This window comes from Roseateles sp. P5_E1, assembly GCF_054049335.1.
Map to the genome: position 1 here is coordinate 37927 of NZ_JBFUMN010000018.1, position 17587 is coordinate 55513.

The 17587-nt window shown below is 67.9% G+C and carries 18 protein-coding genes; 10 read left to right on the forward strand and 8 right to left on the reverse strand.

Features of this window, described 5'->3' with window-relative positions; all coding sequences use genetic code 11:
- The first annotated feature begins 22 nt into the window (after positions 1–22).
- On the forward strand, positions 23–247 hold the full coding sequence (locus ACXJKJ_RS15850) for a hypothetical protein (protein ID WP_056199021.1): 225 nt from the start codon (positions 23–25) through the stop codon (positions 245–247).
- Between the two features lie 3 nt (positions 248–250).
- Here the strand turns inward: ACXJKJ_RS15850 and ACXJKJ_RS15855 are convergent, their stop codons facing one another.
- The 8 genes from ACXJKJ_RS15855 to ACXJKJ_RS15890 all read right to left on the reverse strand — a co-directional run bounded on the left by ACXJKJ_RS15855 (position 251) and on the right by ACXJKJ_RS15890 (position 9588).
- The gene (locus tag ACXJKJ_RS15855; protein WP_457390915.1) at positions 251–2020 is read right to left on the reverse strand and encodes a glutamine--tRNA ligase/YqeY domain fusion protein; all 1770 of its coding nucleotides are present in this window, start codon (positions 2018–2020) and stop codon (positions 251–253) included.
- A 54-nt stretch (positions 2021–2074) separates the two neighbouring features.
- On the reverse strand, positions 2075–2890 hold the full coding sequence (locus tag ACXJKJ_RS15860; RefSeq protein ID WP_457390917.1) for a hypothetical protein: 816 nt from the start codon (positions 2888–2890) through the stop codon (positions 2075–2077).
- Positions 2891–2900: 10 nt separating this feature from the next.
- A complete protein-coding gene (locus tag ACXJKJ_RS15865; protein WP_056199013.1) occupies positions 2901–3155 on the reverse strand; it encodes a hypothetical protein in 255 nt (84 codons plus the stop codon).
- 51 nt (positions 3156–3206) lie between these two features.
- Complete coding sequence (locus tag ACXJKJ_RS15870; RefSeq protein ID WP_457390919.1) at positions 3207–3992, reverse strand: LytR/AlgR family response regulator transcription factor; 786 nt, start codon at positions 3990–3992, stop codon at positions 3207–3209.
- The gene (locus ACXJKJ_RS15875; RefSeq protein WP_457354159.1) at positions 3989–5059 is read right to left on the reverse strand and encodes a sensor histidine kinase; all 1071 of its coding nucleotides are present in this window, start codon (positions 5057–5059) and stop codon (positions 3989–3991) included. The genes ACXJKJ_RS15870 and ACXJKJ_RS15875 overlap by 4 nt, the downstream gene beginning before the upstream one ends.
- Before the next feature lie 82 nt (positions 5060–5141).
- The gene (locus ACXJKJ_RS15880) at positions 5142–6671 is read right to left on the reverse strand and encodes a helicase HerA-like domain-containing protein (protein WP_457390920.1); all 1530 of its coding nucleotides are present in this window, start codon (positions 6669–6671) and stop codon (positions 5142–5144) included.
- Between the two features lie 111 nt (positions 6672–6782).
- Positions 6783–7505 carry a PEP-CTERM sorting domain-containing protein gene (locus tag ACXJKJ_RS15885; protein WP_457390922.1) on the reverse strand — a complete coding sequence of 241 codons (723 nt, stop codon included), beginning with the start codon at positions 7503–7505 and terminating at the stop codon, positions 6783–6785.
- Between the two features lie 43 nt (positions 7506–7548).
- Positions 7549–9588, reverse strand: coding sequence for a hypothetical protein (locus ACXJKJ_RS15890; protein ID WP_457390923.1), 2040 nt, complete (start codon positions 9586–9588; stop codon positions 7549–7551).
- Positions 9589–9954: 366 nt separating this feature from the next.
- Here ACXJKJ_RS15890 and ACXJKJ_RS15895 point away from each other — a divergent pair, with 366 nt between their 5' ends.
- From ACXJKJ_RS15895 to rng, 9 genes are read left to right on the forward strand one after another with little or no spacing between them, the layout of a single operon-like run.
- Positions 9955–10677 carry a YebC/PmpR family DNA-binding transcriptional regulator gene (locus tag ACXJKJ_RS15895; protein ID WP_056198998.1) on the forward strand — a complete coding sequence of 241 codons (723 nt, stop codon included), beginning with the start codon at positions 9955–9957 and terminating at the stop codon, positions 10675–10677.
- Entirely contained in the window at positions 10677–11963 is a 1287-nt protein-coding gene (purD, locus tag ACXJKJ_RS15900; protein WP_457390925.1) for a phosphoribosylamine--glycine ligase, read from the forward strand. The genes ACXJKJ_RS15895 and purD overlap by 1 nt, the downstream gene beginning before the upstream one ends.
- Entirely contained in the window at positions 11960–12613 is a 654-nt protein-coding gene (locus ACXJKJ_RS15905; RefSeq protein WP_457354147.1) for a 1-acyl-sn-glycerol-3-phosphate acyltransferase, read from the forward strand. Before purD ends, ACXJKJ_RS15905 begins: the two co-directional genes overlap by 4 nt.
- Positions 12610–13545, forward strand: coding sequence for an oxygen-dependent coproporphyrinogen oxidase (hemF, locus tag ACXJKJ_RS15910; protein WP_457390927.1), 936 nt, complete (start codon positions 12610–12612; stop codon positions 13543–13545). Before ACXJKJ_RS15905 ends, hemF begins: the two co-directional genes overlap by 4 nt.
- On the forward strand, positions 13542–14129 hold the full coding sequence (nadD, locus tag ACXJKJ_RS15915; protein ID WP_457390929.1) for a nicotinate-nucleotide adenylyltransferase: 588 nt from the start codon (positions 13542–13544) through the stop codon (positions 14127–14129). The genes hemF and nadD overlap by 4 nt, the downstream gene beginning before the upstream one ends.
- Positions 14130–14879, forward strand: a complete 750-nt coding sequence (rsfS, locus tag ACXJKJ_RS15920; protein ID WP_457390930.1) for a ribosome silencing factor — start codon at positions 14130–14132, stop codon at positions 14877–14879.
- Positions 14879–15346 (forward strand): 23S rRNA (pseudouridine(1915)-N(3))-methyltransferase RlmH, encoded by a 468-nt coding sequence (gene rlmH, locus ACXJKJ_RS15925; RefSeq protein WP_056198982.1) that lies wholly within the window; start codon positions 14879–14881, stop codon positions 15344–15346. The genes rsfS and rlmH overlap by 1 nt, the downstream gene beginning before the upstream one ends.
- Complete coding sequence (locus ACXJKJ_RS15930) at positions 15343–16020, forward strand: Maf family protein (RefSeq protein ID WP_457390932.1); 678 nt, start codon at positions 15343–15345, stop codon at positions 16018–16020. Before rlmH ends, ACXJKJ_RS15930 begins: the two co-directional genes overlap by 4 nt.
- 60 nt (positions 16021–16080) lie before the next feature.
- Entirely contained in the window at positions 16081–17574 is a 1494-nt protein-coding gene (rng, locus tag ACXJKJ_RS15935; protein ID WP_457390933.1) for a ribonuclease G, read from the forward strand.
- Positions 17575–17587 lie beyond the last annotated feature (13 nt).

A 17587-nucleotide genomic window follows, 5' to 3' on the forward strand; every position in this document is an offset into this window, starting at 1 on the left:
TGCAAGCAAGACGAGGTGCCCCATGAACTCACGCCCCATGCCCCTGATGAGCGACAACTACGAGTTGCGTTTCGAATCCCTGTTCCAGGCCGGCCGCGGACTGGCCTTTCCCTGTGATGCGCAGGGTGGCGTGCGGCTGGATTCCCTGAGCGACCGGGCGCGGCAGAACTATCTGTTCGCCCGCGCCGTCGTCGGCCGCGAATACGCCGTGCCCATCGTGCTGCGTTGCGGGGGCGCGCGCGACTGAGGGCTATTTGGAGAAGCTGTCCTTCAGCCCGGTGATCTTGTTGAAAACAGGTTTGTCGGCGCTGTGGTCGACGCGGTCCGTGACGAAGTAGCCGTGGCGCTCGAACTGCCAACGTTGGTCGGCGGCGGCACCGGCCAGTGAAGGTTCGACGAAAGCCTGCACGACGCGCAGCGAATTGGGGTTCAGGAACTCGATGAAGTCGCGGCCACCAGCATCGGGCTGGGGCTCTGCAAACAGGCGCTCGTACAGACGCACTTCAGCCGCGACGGCCTCGTGTGCCCCAACCCAGCCAATCGTGCCTTTGACCTTGACGGCATCCGCGCCCGGCGTGCCGCTCTTGGTGTCGGGAATGACCGCCGCCAGCGCCGCGGTGATGTTGCCCGCGGCGTCCTTCTCGGCGCCGGTGCATTCGATGATGTAGCCGGCCTTCAGGCGCACCTTGTTGCCGGGGAACAGACGGAAATAGCCCTTGGGCGGCACTTCGACAAAGTCCTCGGCCTCGATCCACAGTTCGGGGCCGAGCGAGAACTTGCGCTGACCCAGCTCCGGCTTGTGCGGGTGGGCGGCGGTCTCGCAGGGCTCGCGGTGATCGTTGGAACCGAAGACTTCGGCGTAGTTCGTCAGCTTGAGCTTGAGCGGCTGCAGCACGGCAAACGCGCGGGGTGCCTGCGGCTCCAGGTCGGCGCGCAGGGCCTGGTCGAGCACGGTGTCGTCGATCCAGGCGTTCTGCTTGCTGGCACCAGTGGCCTCGACCATGGCGCGCACGCTCGCCGGCGTGAAGCCGCGGCGGCGCAGGCCCACCAGCGTCGGCATGCGCGGGTCGTCCCAGCCGCTGACGTGCTTTTCTTCCACCAGCTGGCGCAGCTTGCGCTTGCTGGTGACGACGTAGTTCAGGTTCAGGCGGCCGAACTCGATCTGCTGCGGCAGCGGGCGGGCCAGCATGCCGAGGTCGGCCAGGTGCTCCAGCAGCCAGTCGTAGAAGGGGCGCTGGTCTTCGAACTCCAGCGTGCAGATGCTGTGGGTGATGCGCTCCAGTGCGTCCTCGATGGGGTGGGCGAAGGTGTACATCGGGTAGATGCACCACTTGTTTCCCGTCGCGTGGTGTTCCGCATGCTTGATGCGGTACAGCGTCGGGTCGCGCAGGTTGATGTTGGGCGAGGCCATGTCGATCGTCGCTCGCAGCACCATGGCGCCGTCGGCATGCTGACCATCGCGCATTTCGCGCAAGCGGGCCAGGTTTTCTGCCGGCGTGCGGTCGCGGAAGGGGCTGTTGACGCCCGGGCGACCGAAGTCGCCGCGGTTGGCGCGCATGTCCTCGGCGCTCTGCTCGTCCACATAGGCATGGCCGGCGTTGACCAGCGCCTCGGCGGCGGCGTACATGAAGTCGAAATAGCTGCTGGCCTCGAACAGGTTGTCGCCCCAGGACCAGCCCAGCCACTGCACCATCTCCTTGATGGCGTTGACGTACTCCAGCTCCTCCTTCTCGGGGTTGGTGTCGTCGAAGCGCAGGTGGCASRCGCCGCCGTASTCGCGTGCGAGGCCGAAGTTCAGGCAGATSGMCTTGGCGTGGCCGATGTGCAGRTAGCCGTTGGGCTCGGGCGGGAAGCGGGTGCGGATGCGCGCCTCGTCCAGCGGGCCGGTATTGTGGTGGGCGGCGTCGCCGGGCGTGCCGGCGAAGTGGCGGCCCGCGAACGCGCCGGTCTCGAGGTCGTTCTCGATGCGCTGGCGCAGGAAGTTCGTCGCAGGTGCAGCGGGTGCAGCGGGGTTGCTCATCGTCGGCTCTGGAAATGGAAGCGGGCCGTGTTCCAGGCCCGCAGTGCGCCGATTCTAAGGACGTGGCTGCTGTACCCGCAGCGGCAGCCGCACATGGGCCAGCCCAATGCTGATCCAGACGGCCACGCTGAAGTACAGCGTCATCCAGACGACCTCGCTGCGCCAATGCGCCCAGTCGTGCGAGACCGTCCAGCGGCTGCTGGCGTCGGCCACACCCGCCACGAGGCTGGGGTAGGCCCGGCCGGCGGCTTCGTCGGCCAGCCAGCGTGCCCAGTACATGGGCACATCCACCGCGAACATATAGGCCGCGTAGAGCGCACCGGCGACGATGGCCAGGCCCAGCCAGCGCCGCGCCGCTCGCGTGGCGTGTGGCCACATGGCCAGCAGCGCCAGCACGCTGAGCAGGGCGACCGTGCCCCACAGGGTCTCTTCGACGACATGGCCGATATTGCGCGTCGTCAGCACGGCATACCAGGAATTGACCTCGGCGATGGCGATCAGCGGCAGCACGGCGCCCGCTACCCGGAGGCTGAAGCGGTGCCCGGTCGCCAGCGCCGCGCCGCGCAGCAGCAGTGCCCATTGGGCGGCAAAGCTCAGCTCGGCGATGGTGGCGACGGTGCGGCCGACCAGCACGCTGGACGCCCAGGAATCCACCATGACGAGGCGCGGCACGTCAAAGACCGGCAGCAAGGAGCGGTAGCCGCAGCCCAGCACGTAAAGCGCCGACAGCAGCAGCTGCAGGCGCTGGTGGGGCCAGGTGGTGCCGTCGGGGCGGTTGCGGTGCAGCCAGGCGGTCGAGGCCGTCCAGGCGATCAGATTGAGGCCGGCGATGGCGCAGAGCAGATGCCACCAGTAGGTTGCGTCGAGCATGGTGTTCTCCTCAGCCCGCCTTCGGTGGCCGTCCGGTCTTGACCGGCGCCAGCCGGTCCAGCGCGGCGGCCAGCGCCTTGGCGTCGAGCTGGGCCAGGGCCTGCAAGCCCGCGCGCAGCAGCTCGCTCTTCTTGGCTTCACGCTTCACGTCGTGCAGGCGCAGCTTGAGTTCCTTCAGCAGCGCGTAGTCGGCTTCGGGCATCGTGAAGCCGTCGCGCACGAGCTTGGCGCGTTCGGGAGGGGCGGGTTTGCGGGCGTGGCTCATAAAGATGGAAACCGTTTATACGGTTTTCATCGGAACCCCGCTATCGCGCGGCTACAGGGCTTTGAAACGATTTGCGTGCACGCGGCTGACGGTCAGCTTCTCCGGCCGCTGGCGCAGCTCCAGCAGCACGGTGCCGTTCTCCTGCCGGTGGGCCCGTGCGACAGCGTCGATATGGACGACGGTGGAGCGATGCACCTGCCAGAAGCGTTCCGGGTCCAGTTGAGGCAGCAGCTCGCGCAGCGACACGCGCACCCAGTAGTCGCGCTCGGCGGTCACGGCGCGCACGTATTTGTCGGCGGCTTCCAGGTAGACGATGTCGTCCAGCGGCACCAGCTCGATGGCGTCGCCGACGGCCGCCTGCAGATGACGCAACCTCGGTGCTGGCGCCGTGACCTGGGTCAGCAACCGGCGCAGCGAGGCCAGCGTGGCGTCGCCTTGTGCCACTTGCTCGGGCTCGGCCAGGCGRGCCTGCAGCCGCGCCACGCACTGGGCCAGGCGTTCGGGCGTGACGGGCTTGAGCAGATAGTCTGCCGCGGCGGTCTCGAAGGCCTGCAGCGCGTACTGGTCATAGGCCGTCACGAAGACGAACAGCGGCAGGGCGCCGGCATCGTCGGGCCAGTCCTCGGTGATGGCCTGGGCGGCTTCCAGCCCCGTCATGCCGGGCATGCGGATGTCGAGGAAGCAGACCTGGGGGCGGTGCTGCAGCGCCAGCTCGACGGCGCCCGTACCGCTGCCGGCCTGGGCGGCAATCTGGAGATCGGGCCAGGCAGCAGCCAGTTCGGCGCGCAGGTTCTCGGCGAGCAGGGGCTCGTCTTCGGCGATGAGGGCGGTGGTCATGTCGGAATCTCGATGCGGGCGACGCTGCCGCCGCCGGTTTGAGGTGTCAGCGCGAAGCTGGCGGTATCGCCATAGCGCTGCGCGAGGCGCTCCTTCACCTGCGCGAGGCCGAATCCCGTCCCGACGCCAGTCAACTCGCCGGGCGTGGCCAGACCGGCGCCGCTGTCGGCCACTTCAAGGATGAGGCGCTTGTCATCGCGCGCCGCCGTCACGCGCAGCTCGCCGCCCTCCACATGCGGCTCCAACCCATGCTTGATCGCGTTCTCCACCAGCGGCTGCAGCAGCAGCGGCGGGATGGGAAGGCCCCCCAGTTCGGCCGGCAGAACCAGCTTCACGCGCAGCCGTTCGCCCATGCGCAGCTGCATCAACGCGAGGTAGTCTGACAGGCGCTCGAACTCCTCGCTCAGCGGGTGCTCGATGGCGCGGCTGGCTTGCAGCGTGGCGCGCAGATAGGCGATGAGCTGGTCCAGCATGCGCTGGGCTTCGTCGGGCCGCAGCTTGATCAGCACGCGCAGATGGGCCAGCGTGTTGAACAGCATGTGGGGTTCGAGCTGGCTCTGCAGCAGCGTCAGCCGCGCCTCGGCCGCCTGGCGCTGGGCCTGGGCCTGCTCCAGCCGCAACGCGTTCAGCCTGAACAGCGAGAAAAAGAAGAAGGTGCCCAGCACCGACACCAGCAGCACGAAGCTCACCGACACTGCCGCGCGGCCGCCGGGCATGTCCCAGGGCCGGCTGGCGTGCCGGCCGCTGAGGAGGTCGCCCAGCCACAGCCCGCCCGCGTAGCCGGCCAGCGCGCCCAGCAGCACGCAGGGGGCAACCCAGCCCCAGCCGACCCAGCCGTGGCGCAGTTGGGGCGAGTCGCCGCCCCGGCGGCGCAGCAGCAGGGCCACGCCGGCCATCAGCAGCGAGATGTAGAGCGAGATCTGCGCGCCGACGGTGAAGGAATACAGCATCGCAATGCCGAAGCTGCCGCCCTGCAGCAGAAAGTTCAGCAGGCCGACGACGACGCAGATGAGGGCGGTGCCACCCACATGCGTCGTCCAGTCGTGGTTGCGGTCGGTGGAGGTCATGCGGCCAGCATCATGTGGCCTGCAGCACTGCTGCAAGTGGTCTGCGACGAGCGGGGCCGACGCGGCGCGAGGCGCACGGCGTTCAGCGCCGGCGGCTGCCGCTTCCGCCCAGGATGCTGCCCAGCACGCCGCGGATGATCTCGCGGCCCACGGCCGAGCCGATGCTGCGCACGGCCGACTTGGCTGCGGTCTCGGCCAGGCCGGCGTGATGGGCGCCGCGCGGGCCGGTGGTGCCGAAGAGCACGTCCTTGAGCCCGCCGAGCATGCCACCGCCTTCGTCGGCGGGCGCCGGTGCAGCAGGGCCGCCCTTGAACACCTGGCCGCCTTCCGCCGCTGCGGGCTTGCCAGCGAGCTTCTCGTAGGCGGATTCGCGGTCCAGATGCTTCTCGTAGACGCCGGCGACCAGCGAGCTGGCGATGAGCTGCTGGCGCTGGGCCGGCGTGATCGGGCCGATCTGGCTGCCGGGCGGCAGCACGAAGACGCGCTCGGTGATGCTCGGCCGGCCTTTCTCGTCGAGCAGGCTGACGAGCGCCTCGCCGACGGCCAGCTCCATGATGGCGGTGGCAATGTCCAGACCCGGCTTGGCGCGCATGGTGTCGGCGGCGCTCTTGACGGCTTTCTGGTCACGCGGCGTGAAGGCGCGCAGCGCGTGCTGTACGCGGTTGCCGAGCTGGCCCAGCACCGCGTCGGGAATGTCCAGCGGGTTCTGCGTCACGAAGTACACGCCGACGCCCTTGGAGCGCACCAGGCGCACGACCAGCTCGATGCGCTCGACCAGGGCGTCGGGCGCATCCTTGAACAGCAGATGGGCCTCGTCGAAGAAGAACACCAGCTTGGGTCTCTCCAGGTCGCCGACCTCGGGCAGGGTCTCGAAAAGCTCGCTGAGCATCCACAGCAGGAAGGTCGCGTACAGCCGCGGCGCGTTCATCAGCTTGTCGGCGGCCAGCACATTGATGACGCCCAACCCCGATTCCGTCTGCATGAAGTCGGCGATGTTCAACATCGGTTCGCCGAAGAACTTGTCGCCGCCCTGGGCCTCGATCTGCAGCAGGCCGCGCTGGATCGCGCCGACGCTGGCGGCCGAGACATTGCCGTACTGCGTCGTGAACTGACTCGCGTTGTCACCCACATGCTGCAGCATGGCGCGCAGGTCCTTCAGGTCCAGCAGCAGCAGGCCGTTGTCGTCGGCGATCTTGAACACCATCTGCAGCACGCCGGCCTGCGTCTCGTTGAGCGCCAGCATGCGGCTCAAGAGCAGCGGGCCCATGTCGGACACGGTGGCGCGCACCGGGTGGCCCTGCTCGCCGAAGACGTCCCACAGCGTCGTCGGGCAGGCCAGCTTTTCCGGCGCCTCCAGGCCACGTTCCTTGAGCACGCCGAGCAGCTTCTCGCTCGGGTTGCCGGCCTGGCTGATGCCGGTCAGGTCACCCTTCACGTCGGCCATGAAGACCGGCACGCCCAGTTTGGAAAAGCTCTCGGCGAGTTTCTGCAGGCTGATGGTCTTGCCGGTGCCGGTGGCGCCGGTGATGAGGCCGTGGCGGTTGGCCAGCGCGGGCAGCAGCAGGCACTCGGTCTGCTCATGGCGGGCCAGCAGGATGGGGTCGGCGGGCATGGGGGGTCTCCGGATCAGGGGCAGGTAGGCTGCGGCGAGTCTAGCGGTCCGCTTTGACCACTTCGACTCACCGCAGCCGCTGTCCGGAGGCTGTGACGTGCCCGCTGGCGCTCAGCCGGCGCGGCGCTTGGCCAGGCCCAGCAGCACCGAGCCGCCCAGCAGGAGCAGCAGGCCCGATGCGGGTTCCGGCACCGGCGCCAGATGCACGTCGGCGACGGCCAGTGCCGAGGCGCCGAGTGCATCGAAACTGTCGAACACGCCCAGGCTGACGCTGTGCGCACCGGCGGTCAGCGGCGCGCTGGTGAAGGTCAGGTAGGCGGTCTCGTCGAACAGCGGCGAGGCCGAGCTGCCCATGAAGGTGGCGCTGTTGACGCTGGTCAGCTTGATGACGGTCGTCTTGTCGAGCACGACGTAGGCCGTGTCGTCGGCCGGGGTGCCCGGTGGGTCGTTGCTCATGAACTTCCACTGGAAGATCAGCCGCTCGCCGGCGGCGGCCGTGAAGTCCGCGCTCAGCCCGGAGCCGACGACGGCACCCATGCCGCTGAGCGAGGCGGCCCCGAGCCCGGCGAAGGATTCCAGCGAGGCTGCGGCCACCGCGCTGCCGCCGAACAGGAAGCCGGACGTGTCGGCCGTGCCGAGCACGGCCTGGGCGGTGAAGCCGGCAGGTGGGGCGCCGAACTGGCTGGTTGTGTCCACGGCGACGTTGCCGGCCTTGGCCCAGCCGGTCAAGCCGCCCGCGAAGTCGCCGTTGGTGACGCCCGCGGCCAGCGCCGTCGATGCCAGCAAGCTCAGGCCCATGCTCAGTGCGGCCAGCGTGAATTTGAATTGCTTCATCATGGTCTCCATACAACAGGGTAGGAAAGGGTGGTCGGCGCCTTCAGCGCACGGTGCCGATTTGCGTGATCTGCAGCGTGCTCTGCTGCTCGACGCCGAGGCCGGCCTTCACGCAGTCGAGCGCATTGGTGCTGACTTCGGGCTTGAACGACACGGACTGGCGCGAGCGCAGGTTGGTGCAGGTGACCTTGGCGATGTCCATGCCGCCGACCTGCACGGCCGGCAGCTGCGTGTTGACCAGGCCTACCTGCGAGACCTGCACCCGCTCCCCGTGCAGGGAGACGAGACCGGCCTTTTCGCAGTCGAAGCTGCCATCGGTATTGGCTTGAACGCTGACCGACTGGCGGGTGTTCAGGTTGGCGCAGACCACCTTGCCGCGCAGCAGGCCGATCAGGATGCCGTCCACCGGCTTGGCACGCTTGCCGGCCACCTGCAGGAACACGTGGGTGACCAGGTCCTTGGTGACGAAGGTCTTCTTGTCGGCGTCCCACTGCAGCGCATTGGGCTCAACCAGGTCGCCTTCGAGGAAGACCGAGGCGCCGGGGAAGGGGTCCGTCGCCAGCGCGCCCTTCACGTCGGGGTTGACTTCCTGTGCGCCGGCCGTCGCGTCCGTGACCTGGCCACGGAACTTGATGCGCACGTTGTGCCCGTCCTTGAGCAGGTTGCCGAGCACGAAGCGGGCTTCGCCGGGCTTGTCGGTCGAGCCGGCGGGCAGTTCCATGGCCGTCGGCAACTGCAGCTGGCGCCATGGCGTGATCGGCTCCTGCTGGTTGTCGAACAGCTTCACGCCACCCGTGGGGTCGAACAACATGCTGTCGATGTGTGCGGGCCGCGGCAGCACGAAGCCCCGCCAGTTGCGCAGCACAAGATTGGCCGCTGCGAGGTTGGCCAGGCCCAGAATGAAGTTGCCGTCCGCCGACAGGGTGCCGGTGTCGAAAGTGGGCACGCGTGGGTGCAGGGGCAGCGCCGACCCGCCGGCATCCAGCAGGGTCGCGTCGGCGATGACCACCTGGGTCGTGGTGTTGAGGATGTTCTCTTCCGCGAAATGCGTGCCGACGTGGAACTGCTCGGCGCCGCGCACCTGGCCGGCGATGCTGCCGGGCTGGTTGGGGCTGGCCCAGCCCTTGGCGGACTGCCAGGTTACGAAGTAGCGGTGGTAGCTGGTGCCCTTGAAGGTCCGCGTGCCGGACGCCACCACGCTGGGCGGGTTCCAGGGACTCAGCGAGCCGGTATAGGTGGACACCGGCGTGAGCGTGGTGCTGAGGCTGAGCACCTCCATGCGCAGCCGCGACGCGGTGGCGGAATTGGGGTTGACGAAGTCCCAGTTGGCCAGAGATTGCAGGGTCAGGCCGACGTTGTTGGCCAGGATGCCGAAGTCCTGATCGCTGAAGTGGCGGCGTTCGCCGACGCGGTTCGTGCAGGGCATGGAAGGCCCGGCGGGCATGATGTGGTGGGTGAAGGCGTCCTCGCCGGTGTGCACCACCGCGCTGTGCGAGAGGCCGTAGTTGTGCCCGGCCTCGTGCGCGGCCGTGCCGCCGATGCCCAGGGCCCAGCGGTCCAGCGTGTTGTTGGCGCCGGAAAGCTCGGCGCTGCAGAACACGCCATAGGAGCCGCCGAAGACGCGGGCGTGGTCGATGACGTCGGCGTCGCCGGTGTCCACCGCCTCGGCGATGCCGAACAGTGAGGGGTCGGTGTCCGCGCCGATGGCGACCATGTTGCGCCGCGCCGGCGGCGCGCCCAGCGCGTCCGGGTTGGTCGTCGTGGGCGGCAGCACCTGGACGTTGAACTCGCAGTAGTCGGTGGCCACCACATCGAAGATGCGGTCGCGCAGCTGGGCGGTGGTGCCGGCAGGCGCGCCCGGCAGCGAGCCGATGGCGAAGGTGCGTGCGGGCGAGACGTTGGTCGCGTAGGCCGGGAAGGTGGCGTCGTTGGCCGTCGGGTAGTAGAGGAAGAGCTTGTTCGGCTTCATCGCGTCGATGGCGCCGTAGTTGTGATAGCAGACCGGGGCGGCCTGGACGGATGTGGACAGCAGCGCTGCACCTAAGCAGCCAGTCCATCGGAAATGAGCGGACAAACGGGTCATGAAAATCTCCTGAGAGCGGACCCTGGCGGGCAGGGACGACTCAAAGTTAGGCGCCGGCCTGCAGGGCTTCACCCACCCCTCACCCTTCAACGTGAGGAAGACTGCAGCTCTTAGGGGGACGCCCTTAGGGGGAGATTTCTAGGGGGAAGGTCCCAGCGGGCCGGGAGCTCCGCATGCCGCACACCCCCGCAGTTAGGCCAGTCCGGGCTGCGAATGCATGATGAAGTTCCGGGCGCGTTGGCGCTGGCGAGGCCGCGGGAAGATGGACGCCCGCGAGCAGGCGGTGGGGTCGGGGGCAGGAGGCGGCCTCGTAGAATCGAGGGTTGCATGGCATCTGAGCCGTGCTGCCAAAGGAGCTAGAGCCACATGGCCGGACATTCCAAATGGGCCAACATCCAGCATCGCAAAGGCCGTCAGGACGAGAAGCGCGGCAAGATCTGGACCCGCATCATTCGTGAGATCAGCGTTGCCGCGCGCCAGGGCGGCCCCGACATCAAGGACAACCCGCGCCTGCGTCTGGCGGTGGACAAGGCCAAGGCCGCCAACATGCCGGCCGACCGCATCAAGTACAACATCGACAAGGCCAGCGGCAATATCGACGGCCTGACCTACGAGGAAATCCGCTACGAAGGCTATGGCATCGGCGGCGCGGCCATCATGATCGACACGATGACGGACAACCGCGTCCGCACCGTGGCCGAAGTGCGCCATGCTTTCAGCAAGTACGGCGGCAACATGGGCACGGACGGCTCGGTGGCCTTCCAGTTCAAGCATTGCGGCCAGTTGCTGTTCGCGCCGGGCACGTCGGAAGACAAGGTCATGGAAGTGGCGCTGGACGCCGGCGCCGAAGATGTCGTCACCGGTGACGACGGTGCCATTGAGGTGTTGACCTCGCCAGCCGACTACGAAGCCGTCAAGGCCGCGCTGGAAGCCGCCGGCCTGGTGCCCGAGCTGTCCGAAGTGACGATGCGGGCCGAGAACACGATCGAGTTGACCGGCGAAGACGCCGAACGCATGCAAAAGCTGCTTGACGTCATCGAAGACCTCGACGACACGCAAGCGGTCTATCACAACGCAGAATTGAACTGATGCGAGTCCTAGTCATTGGCAATGGTGGCCGCGAGCACGCGCTGGCCTGGAAGCTCGCCCAGGGCGAACGCGTCAGCCAGGTGTACGTCGCCCCCGGCAACGGCGGCACGGCGCGTGACGAGCAGATCGAGACCGTGCCCATCGGCATGACCGACGTGAAGGCGCTGGCCAACTTCGCCGTCGAACAGAAGATGACGCTGACCGTCGTCGGCCCCGAGGTCGCGCTGGCCGCTGGCGTCGTCGACGAGTTCCGCTCGCGGGGCCTGCGCATCTTCGGGCCCACCAAGGCCGCGGCCCAGCTCGAGAGCTCCAAGGCCTTCGCCAAGGACTTCATGAAGCGCCATGGCATTCCGACGGCAGCCTACGAGACCTTCTCGGACGCCGCGGCCGCTCACGCCTATGTAGACGGCCGCGGCGCGCCCATCGTCATCAAGGCCGACGGCCTGGCGGCGGGCAAGGGCGTCGTCGTCGCGATGACGCTGGCCGAGGCCCACGAGGCGATCTCGTGGATCCTGGAGGACAACAAGCTGGGCGTGACGCACAACGCCGGCGGTGCGCGCGTCGTCATCGAGGACTTCCTCGAAGGCGAGGAGGCCAGCTTCATCGTCGTCTGCGACGGCAAGCATGTCGTGTCGCTGGCCACCAGCCAGGACCACAAGCGCCTGCTGGACGGCGACGCCGGCCCCAACACCGGCGGCATGGGCGCCTACTCGCCTGCGCCGGTCGTGACGCCGAATGTGCATGCCAAGGTCATGCACGAGATCATCCAGCCGACCATCACCGGCATGGCGCGTGACGGCCATCCGTTCACTGGCTTCCTGTATGCCGGCCTGATGATCGACGAGCACGGCCAGCCGCGCACGGTCGAGTTCAACACGCGCATGGGCGACCCCGAGACCCAGCCCATCATGATGCGGCTCAAGAGCGATCTCTTCGAGCTGATGATGCACGCGACCGATGGCACGTTGGACGAGGTCGAGCTGCAGTGGGACCGTCGCGTGGCGCTCGGCGTCGTGCTGGCGGCCGAGGGCTACCCGCTCAACCCGCGCAAGGGCGACGCCATCAGCGGCCTGCCGGAGGACGACGACGAGGCCATGGTCTTTCATGCCGGCACGGCGATGGTCGATGGCCAGCTCGTCACCAGCGGTGGCCGCGTGCTTTGCGTGACGGCCCTGGGTGAATCCGTGCGCACCGCCGCGCAGAGCGCCTATGAGCTGGCCACGGGCATCCAGTTCGCGGGCCGCCAGTACCGCAGCGACATCGGCCATCGGGCCATCAAGCGTTGAACCCGACTTTCCCCATTCAGCCCATTGTCCTGACCGGGCCCCTGCGCCCGCATGGCCCGTCCAGCGCCCTGGCGCGCTGGCTGCTGGGGCTGTTCGGCTGGACGGTGGATGCACCCGGCGTGCCGGCGGAGCAGGGTGTCATCCTGGTCTATCCGCACACCTCCAACTGGGACTTCGTCATCGGTCTGCTGGCCAAGTGGGCCGTCGGCATCCAGCTGCGCTTCTGGGGCAAGGACAGCCTGTTCAAGACGCCCTTGCTCAGCCACTGGATGCGCTGGATCGGCGGTGTCGGCGTGGACCGCAGCAGCTCGCATGGCATCGTCGCCGACACGGTGCGCCAGATGCAGGCCGCCGCGGCGCGTGGCGAGCGCTTCTGGCTGGCCGCCGCGCCCGAGGGCACGCGTTCGCTGAAGAGCGGCTGGCGCACCGGCGCTTACCAGGTGGCCGTGCAGGCCGGAGTGCCGGTGGGGCTGTGCTATTTCGATTTCGAGCAGCGCGTCGTCTCGGTGACGCGCTTCGTCATGCTGACCGGCGATGTGCAGGCCGACTTCGCGCTCTTTGCCGCCTATTTCGGCACGCGCGTCGGCAAGCGCCCCGAACTGGCCAGTCCGATTCAGCCTCGCTCATCGAACACCGGCCCGCGCACATGAACACCCAAGCCGTCCGCGACTATCTGCTCGAGCTGCAGCAGCGCATCGTCACGGCGCTGGAAGGGGTCGACGGCAATGCCTTCGCGTCCGACGGCTGGACACGCGAGCCCGGTGGCCGGCTCGAAGGCGACGGCCTGTCGCGGCTCATCGAGGGCGGCCCGGTCTTCGAGCGCGGTGGCGTCAACTTCTCGCATGTGAAGGGCCGCGTGCTGCCGCCGTCAGCGACGCAGCATCGCCCCGAACTCGCCGGAGCGCCCTTCGAGGCCTTGGGCGTGTCGCTGGTGCTGCACCCGCACAACCCCTTCGTGCCGACGGTGCACATGAATGTGCGTGCCTTCATCGCCTTGCCGCCTGGGCTGCCTGCCGTGACCTGGTTCGGCGGCGGCATGGACCTGACACCCTACTACGGCTACGAGCGCGACGCGCAGCATTTCCATCGCGTCTGCCGAGATGCCCTCGCACCGCACGGTGCCGAGCTGTATCCGAAGTTCAAGACCTGGTGCGACGACTACTTCTTCCTGAAGCACCGCCAGGAGCCGCGCGGCATCGGCGGCATCTTCTTCGACGATTTCGCCGAAGGTGGCTTCGACACGGGTTTTGCGCTGATGCGCTCCGTCGGCGATGCCTTCCTGGCTGCCTATCTGCCCATCGTCGAGCGCCGCCAGGGGTATGCCTATGGCGAACGTGAGCGCGACTTCCAGGCCTATCGCCGTGGCCGCTATGTCGAGTTCAATCTCGTCTGGGACCGCGGCACCCTGTTCGGCCTACAGTCGGGCGGCCGCACCGAATCCATCCTCATGTCCATGCCCCCACAAGTGAAGTGGCGCTACGACTGGGCGCCCGAGCCAGGCACGCCCGAGGCGAAGCTGTACAGCGACTTCCTGCGCCCACGCGATTGGGCCGGCGAAACACCCACCGCACTGTGGCTGTGAAACTGGCAATCTTCGGCGGCAGTTTTGACCCGCCCCATCTCGGCCACCTGGCCTTCGCCCGCTTTGCGCTGGACGCGCTGGCGCCGGACCGCATGGTCTGGCTGCCCGCCGGCCGGCAGTGGCAGAAGCCCGACCAGATCATGGCCGCCGCCGTGCACCGTGCAGGCATGATCAAGCGCCTCATCGCCGGAGAGCCGCGCTTCGTGGTTGATGAGCGCGAACTGCACCGCCGCGGCCCCAGCTTCACGGCCGATACCCTGCGTGAGTTCGCCAGCCAGAACGCTGGCACGGAGTTGATGTTCCTGATCGGCCAGGATCAGTACGCCCGCCTGCCGAGCTGGTACCAAGTTGAAACCATCACCACGCTGGCCACACTGGTCGTCGTGCCACGCGCCGGCGAGGCCGTCGTGACCCCGCCAGGCCTGCCGGCACACCGCCTGCAGGTGCTGGCCCTGCCCGAAATTCCCCTTTCGTCCACCGCCRTGCGCGACGCCGTCGCGCGCGGCGAGGACATCAGCCCCATGGTGGGCGCCGAGGTGGCGAGCTATATTGCCTCGCACCGCCTCTACGAGAAGAAGCACTGAATGGACATTCGCAAGCTGCAACGAGCCATCGTCGATGGTCTCGAAGACGTCAAGGCCCAGAACATCGTTGTGTTCAACACCGAGCATCTGTCGCCTCTGTTCGAGCGCGTCATCATCGCCTCGGGCACGAGCAACCGGCAGACCAAGGCCCTCGCGTCCAGCGTGCGTGAAACGGTCAAGGGGCGCGGCATGCAGGTCATGCGCACCGAGGGCGAGGACAACGGCGAATGGATCATCGTCGACTGCGGCGCCGCCGTCGTCCACGTGATGCAGCCCGCCATCCGCGACTACTACCACCTCGAAGAGATCTGGGGCGACAAGCCCGTCAAGCTCAAGCTCGGTAGCACCGAGACCAGGCTGGTCAAGGCCTCCGAGGAGCCCGCTGCCGCACCGGTCAAGACGGCGCGCAAGGCGACGGCGTCCAAGCCCATCACGACCAGGGCTGCGCCCAAACCCGCCGCGAAACCTGCAGCCAAGGTGGGCGCCAACAAGGCGGTGCCGTCGGCGGCCGCCAAGAAGGCGGTTGCCAAGAAGGCCGCAGCGGGCACCCAGGCGCCCAAGAAGGGCGTGACCCGCAGCGTGGGCGTGAAGACGGCAGCACCCGTCAAGACCGTGAAGGTCGGCGCTGGCCAGGGTGTCGGCAAGGCGGCTACGGCCAAGCGGGTCGCGCCTGCGGCCAAGCCAGCCGCCAAGGCAGCACCCCGCGCGCCTGCCAAGCCTGCCGGCCGCGCGGCGCCGAAAAAGGGCTGATGCGCCTTTTCCTCGTCGCCGTGGGCCAGCGCCAGCCGGCCTGGGCCGACACCGCCTACGAGGACTTCGCCAAGCGCTTTCCGCCCGAGCTCAAGCTGGAGTTGAAGGCCGTCAAGGCCGAGACGCGCGGCAGCAAGACGGCCGAACAGCTGATGGCGGCCGAGGCGGCGCGCATCGAGGCAGCGTTGCCCAAGGGCGTGCGCCGCATCATCCTGGACGAGCGTGGCGAGCGCCGCACCTCAGTGCAGTTGGCTGAGCGGCTGAAGCTGTGGATGGGTGAGGGCCGCGATGCCGCCCTCATCATCGGCGGGCCCGACGGCCTGCATCCCGATCTCAAGGCCACGGCCGACGAGACCTTGCGGCTGTCGGACCTCACCTTGCCCCATGCCTTCGCCCGCGTGCTACTGGCCGAAGGCCTGTACCGCGCCTGGACCGTGACAACCGGCCACCCGTATCACCGCGAATGAATATGACCCCCAAGACGACTTCGTCGTCGGCCCCCCATGGGGGCGCGACCGGCTTGGGACGGCCCGGCACCGGTCCCCGCTCCATCTACCTCGCCTCGCAAAGCCCGCGCCGCCGCCAGTTGCTGGAGCAGCTCGGCGTCAGGCATGAGTTGCTGCTGCCCGGCGCCGACGAAGATGCGGAAGCGCTGGAGGCGGTGCAACCCGACGAGGTGCCCGAGACTTATTGCGCCCGCGTCACCGCGGCCAAGCTGGATGCGGCGTTGGCCCGTCTGGCCGCGCGTGGGCTGCCGTCGGCGCCCATCCTGTGTGCGGACACGACTGTGGCTGTCGACGGCCTCATCCTCGGCAAACCCGCCGACGATGCCGACGCGGCACGCATGCTGGCCTTGATGTCGGGTCGCACGCACCGCGTCATCACCGCCGTTGCGGTGGCCGACGCGGCGCGTCGTGTGGCGGCGCTGAATGTCTCCCACGTGGAATTCGTGCCGCTCTCGGCCGCGCAGATCGACCGCTACGTCGCCAGCCGCGAGCCGTTCGGTAAAGCTGGTGCCTATGCAATCCAGAGTCAGGCAGCCGCCTGGATCGTGAAGATTGCCGGTAGCTACTCGGGCATCATGGGGTTGCCCCTCTTTGAGACGGCGCAGCTGTTGGACAAATTCGGCTTTGAGTTCTGACCTGAGTTTTGATGCGTGCCGCCTCCACCGGCGGCACGCATCAGCATTCAAAGGCAAGAGATGGAAGACATCCTGATCAACTGGTCACCGCAGGAGACGCGGGTGGCCGTGGTCGAGAACGGCGCGGTGCAGGAGCTGCACATCGAGCGCACGTTGGAGCGGGGCCTGGTGGGCAACGTCTACCTCGGCAAGGTGGTGCGCGTGCTGCCGGGCATGCAGAGCGCCTTCATCGACATCGGCCTSGARCGSGCCGCSTTYCTGCACGTKGCCGACCTGCACAGTGCCTCGCAGTTCGGACATGGCCGGCACCAGAACGGCCATGGCGTCGAGGTGCCTCCCACGCCCATCGAGCGCCTCATCTTCGAAGGCCAACCGCTGACGGTGCAGGTCATCAAGGACCCCATCGGCACCAAGGGCGCACGGCTGTCCAGCCAGATCAGCATCGCCGGCCGCATGCTGGTCTATCTGCCGCAGGACGAGCACATCGGCGTCAGCCAGAAGATCGGCTCGCCCGAGGCGCGCGAGGCCTTGCGCGCGCGCATGGTCGTACTGGTGGGGACAAAGGAGCAGGGCGGTGGCGGCGGCTTCATCCTGCGCACGAACGCAGAGGATGCCAGCGACGAGGAGCTCGGTGCCGACATCGCCTATCTGCGCAAGACCTGGCAGCAGATCCGCGCGGGTGCGCTGACAACGCCGCCGGCCAGCCTGTTGCACCAGGACTTGAGCCTCGTCGAGCGCGTGCTGCGCGATCTGACGAGCGAACGCACGGGCTCCATCCGCATCGACTCCAAGATGCAGTACGACGTGTTGCGCGGCTTTGGCGAGACCTTCATGCCGGCCGCCACGGCCAAGCTGGAACATTACCGCGGTGAACGGCCCATCTTCGACCTGTGCAATGTCGATGCCGAGATCGCCCGCGCGCTGGCGCGCAAGGTGGAGCTGAAGTCTGGCGGCTCGCTGGTGTTCGACCAGACCGAGGCGATGACGACCATCGACGTCAACACCGGCGGTTTCGTCGGTGCCAAGAACTTCGACGACACCATCTTCAAGACCAACCTCGAAGCGGCGGGCTCCATCGCCCGCCAGCTGAGGCTGCGCAATCTGGGCGGCATCATCATCGTCGACTTCATCGACATGACGCGTGAGGAGCACAGGACGGCGGTGCTGGCCGAGTTCCGCAAGCAGCTGGGCCGGGACCGCACCAAGGTGACCGTCGGCGGCTTCACGCAGCTGGGCCTGGTCGAGATGACGCGAAAGCGCACGCGCGAGTCGCTGGCGCGCATGCTTTGCGAGCCCTGCCCGACCTGCGAGGGCCGTGGCCAGGTGAAGACGGCGCGCTCGGTCTGCTACGACATCCTGCGCGAGATCCTGCGCGAGGCACGCCAGTTCTCCCCCCGCGAGTTCCGCGTCGTGGCCGCCGCCAACGTCGTCGAGATGATGCTCGACGAAGAGAGCGCCCACCTGGCCGGCCTGTCGGACTTCATCGGCAAACCCATCTCGCTGACCGCCGAGCCGACCAACCAGACGGAACATTACGACATCGTCCTACTCTGAAGTGGCGCGGCAC

What these genes read in the sequence shown, in the direction of transcription:
- ACXJKJ_RS15860 (WP_457390917.1), bottom strand. Translation starts at nt 2,890, where the DNA reads ATGCTCGACGCAACCTACTGGTGGCATCTGCTCTGCGCCATCGCCGGC.
- ACXJKJ_RS15850 (WP_056199021.1), top strand. Translation starts at nt 23, where the DNA reads ATGAACTCACGCCCCATGCCCCTGATGAGCGACAACTACGAGTTGCGT.
- ACXJKJ_RS15930 (WP_457390932.1), top strand. Translation starts at nt 15,343, where the DNA reads ATGAATATGACCCCCAAGACGACTTCGTCGTCGGCCCCCCATGGGGGC.
- ACXJKJ_RS15880 (WP_457390920.1), bottom strand. Translation starts at nt 6,671, where the DNA reads ATGCCCGCCGACCCCATCCTGCTGGCCCGCCATGAGCAGACCGAGTGC.
- hemF (WP_457390927.1), top strand. Translation starts at nt 12,610, where the DNA reads ATGAACACCCAAGCCGTCCGCGACTATCTGCTCGAGCTGCAGCAGCGC.
- ACXJKJ_RS15865 (WP_056199013.1), bottom strand. Translation starts at nt 3,155, where the DNA reads ATGAGCCACGCCCGCAAACCCGCCCCTCCCGAACGCGCCAAGCTCGTG.
- ACXJKJ_RS15885 (WP_457390922.1), bottom strand. Translation starts at nt 7,505, where the DNA reads ATGAAGCAATTCAAATTCACGCTGGCCGCACTGAGCATGGGCCTGAGC.
- ACXJKJ_RS15895 (WP_056198998.1), top strand. Translation starts at nt 9,955, where the DNA reads ATGGCCGGACATTCCAAATGGGCCAACATCCAGCATCGCAAAGGCCGT.
- rlmH (WP_056198982.1), top strand. Translation starts at nt 14,879, where the DNA reads ATGCGCCTTTTCCTCGTCGCCGTGGGCCAGCGCCAGCCGGCCTGGGCC.
- ACXJKJ_RS15890 (WP_457390923.1), bottom strand. Translation starts at nt 9,588, where the DNA reads ATGACCCGTTTGTCCGCTCATTTCCGATGGACTGGCTGCTTAGGTGCA.
- rsfS (WP_457390930.1), top strand. Translation starts at nt 14,130, where the DNA reads ATGGACATTCGCAAGCTGCAACGAGCCATCGTCGATGGTCTCGAAGAC.
- ACXJKJ_RS15875 (WP_457354159.1), bottom strand. Translation starts at nt 5,059, where the DNA reads ATGACCTCCACCGACCGCAACCACGACTGGACGACGCATGTGGGTGGC.
- purD (WP_457390925.1), top strand. Translation starts at nt 10,677, where the DNA reads ATGCGAGTCCTAGTCATTGGCAATGGTGGCCGCGAGCACGCGCTGGCC.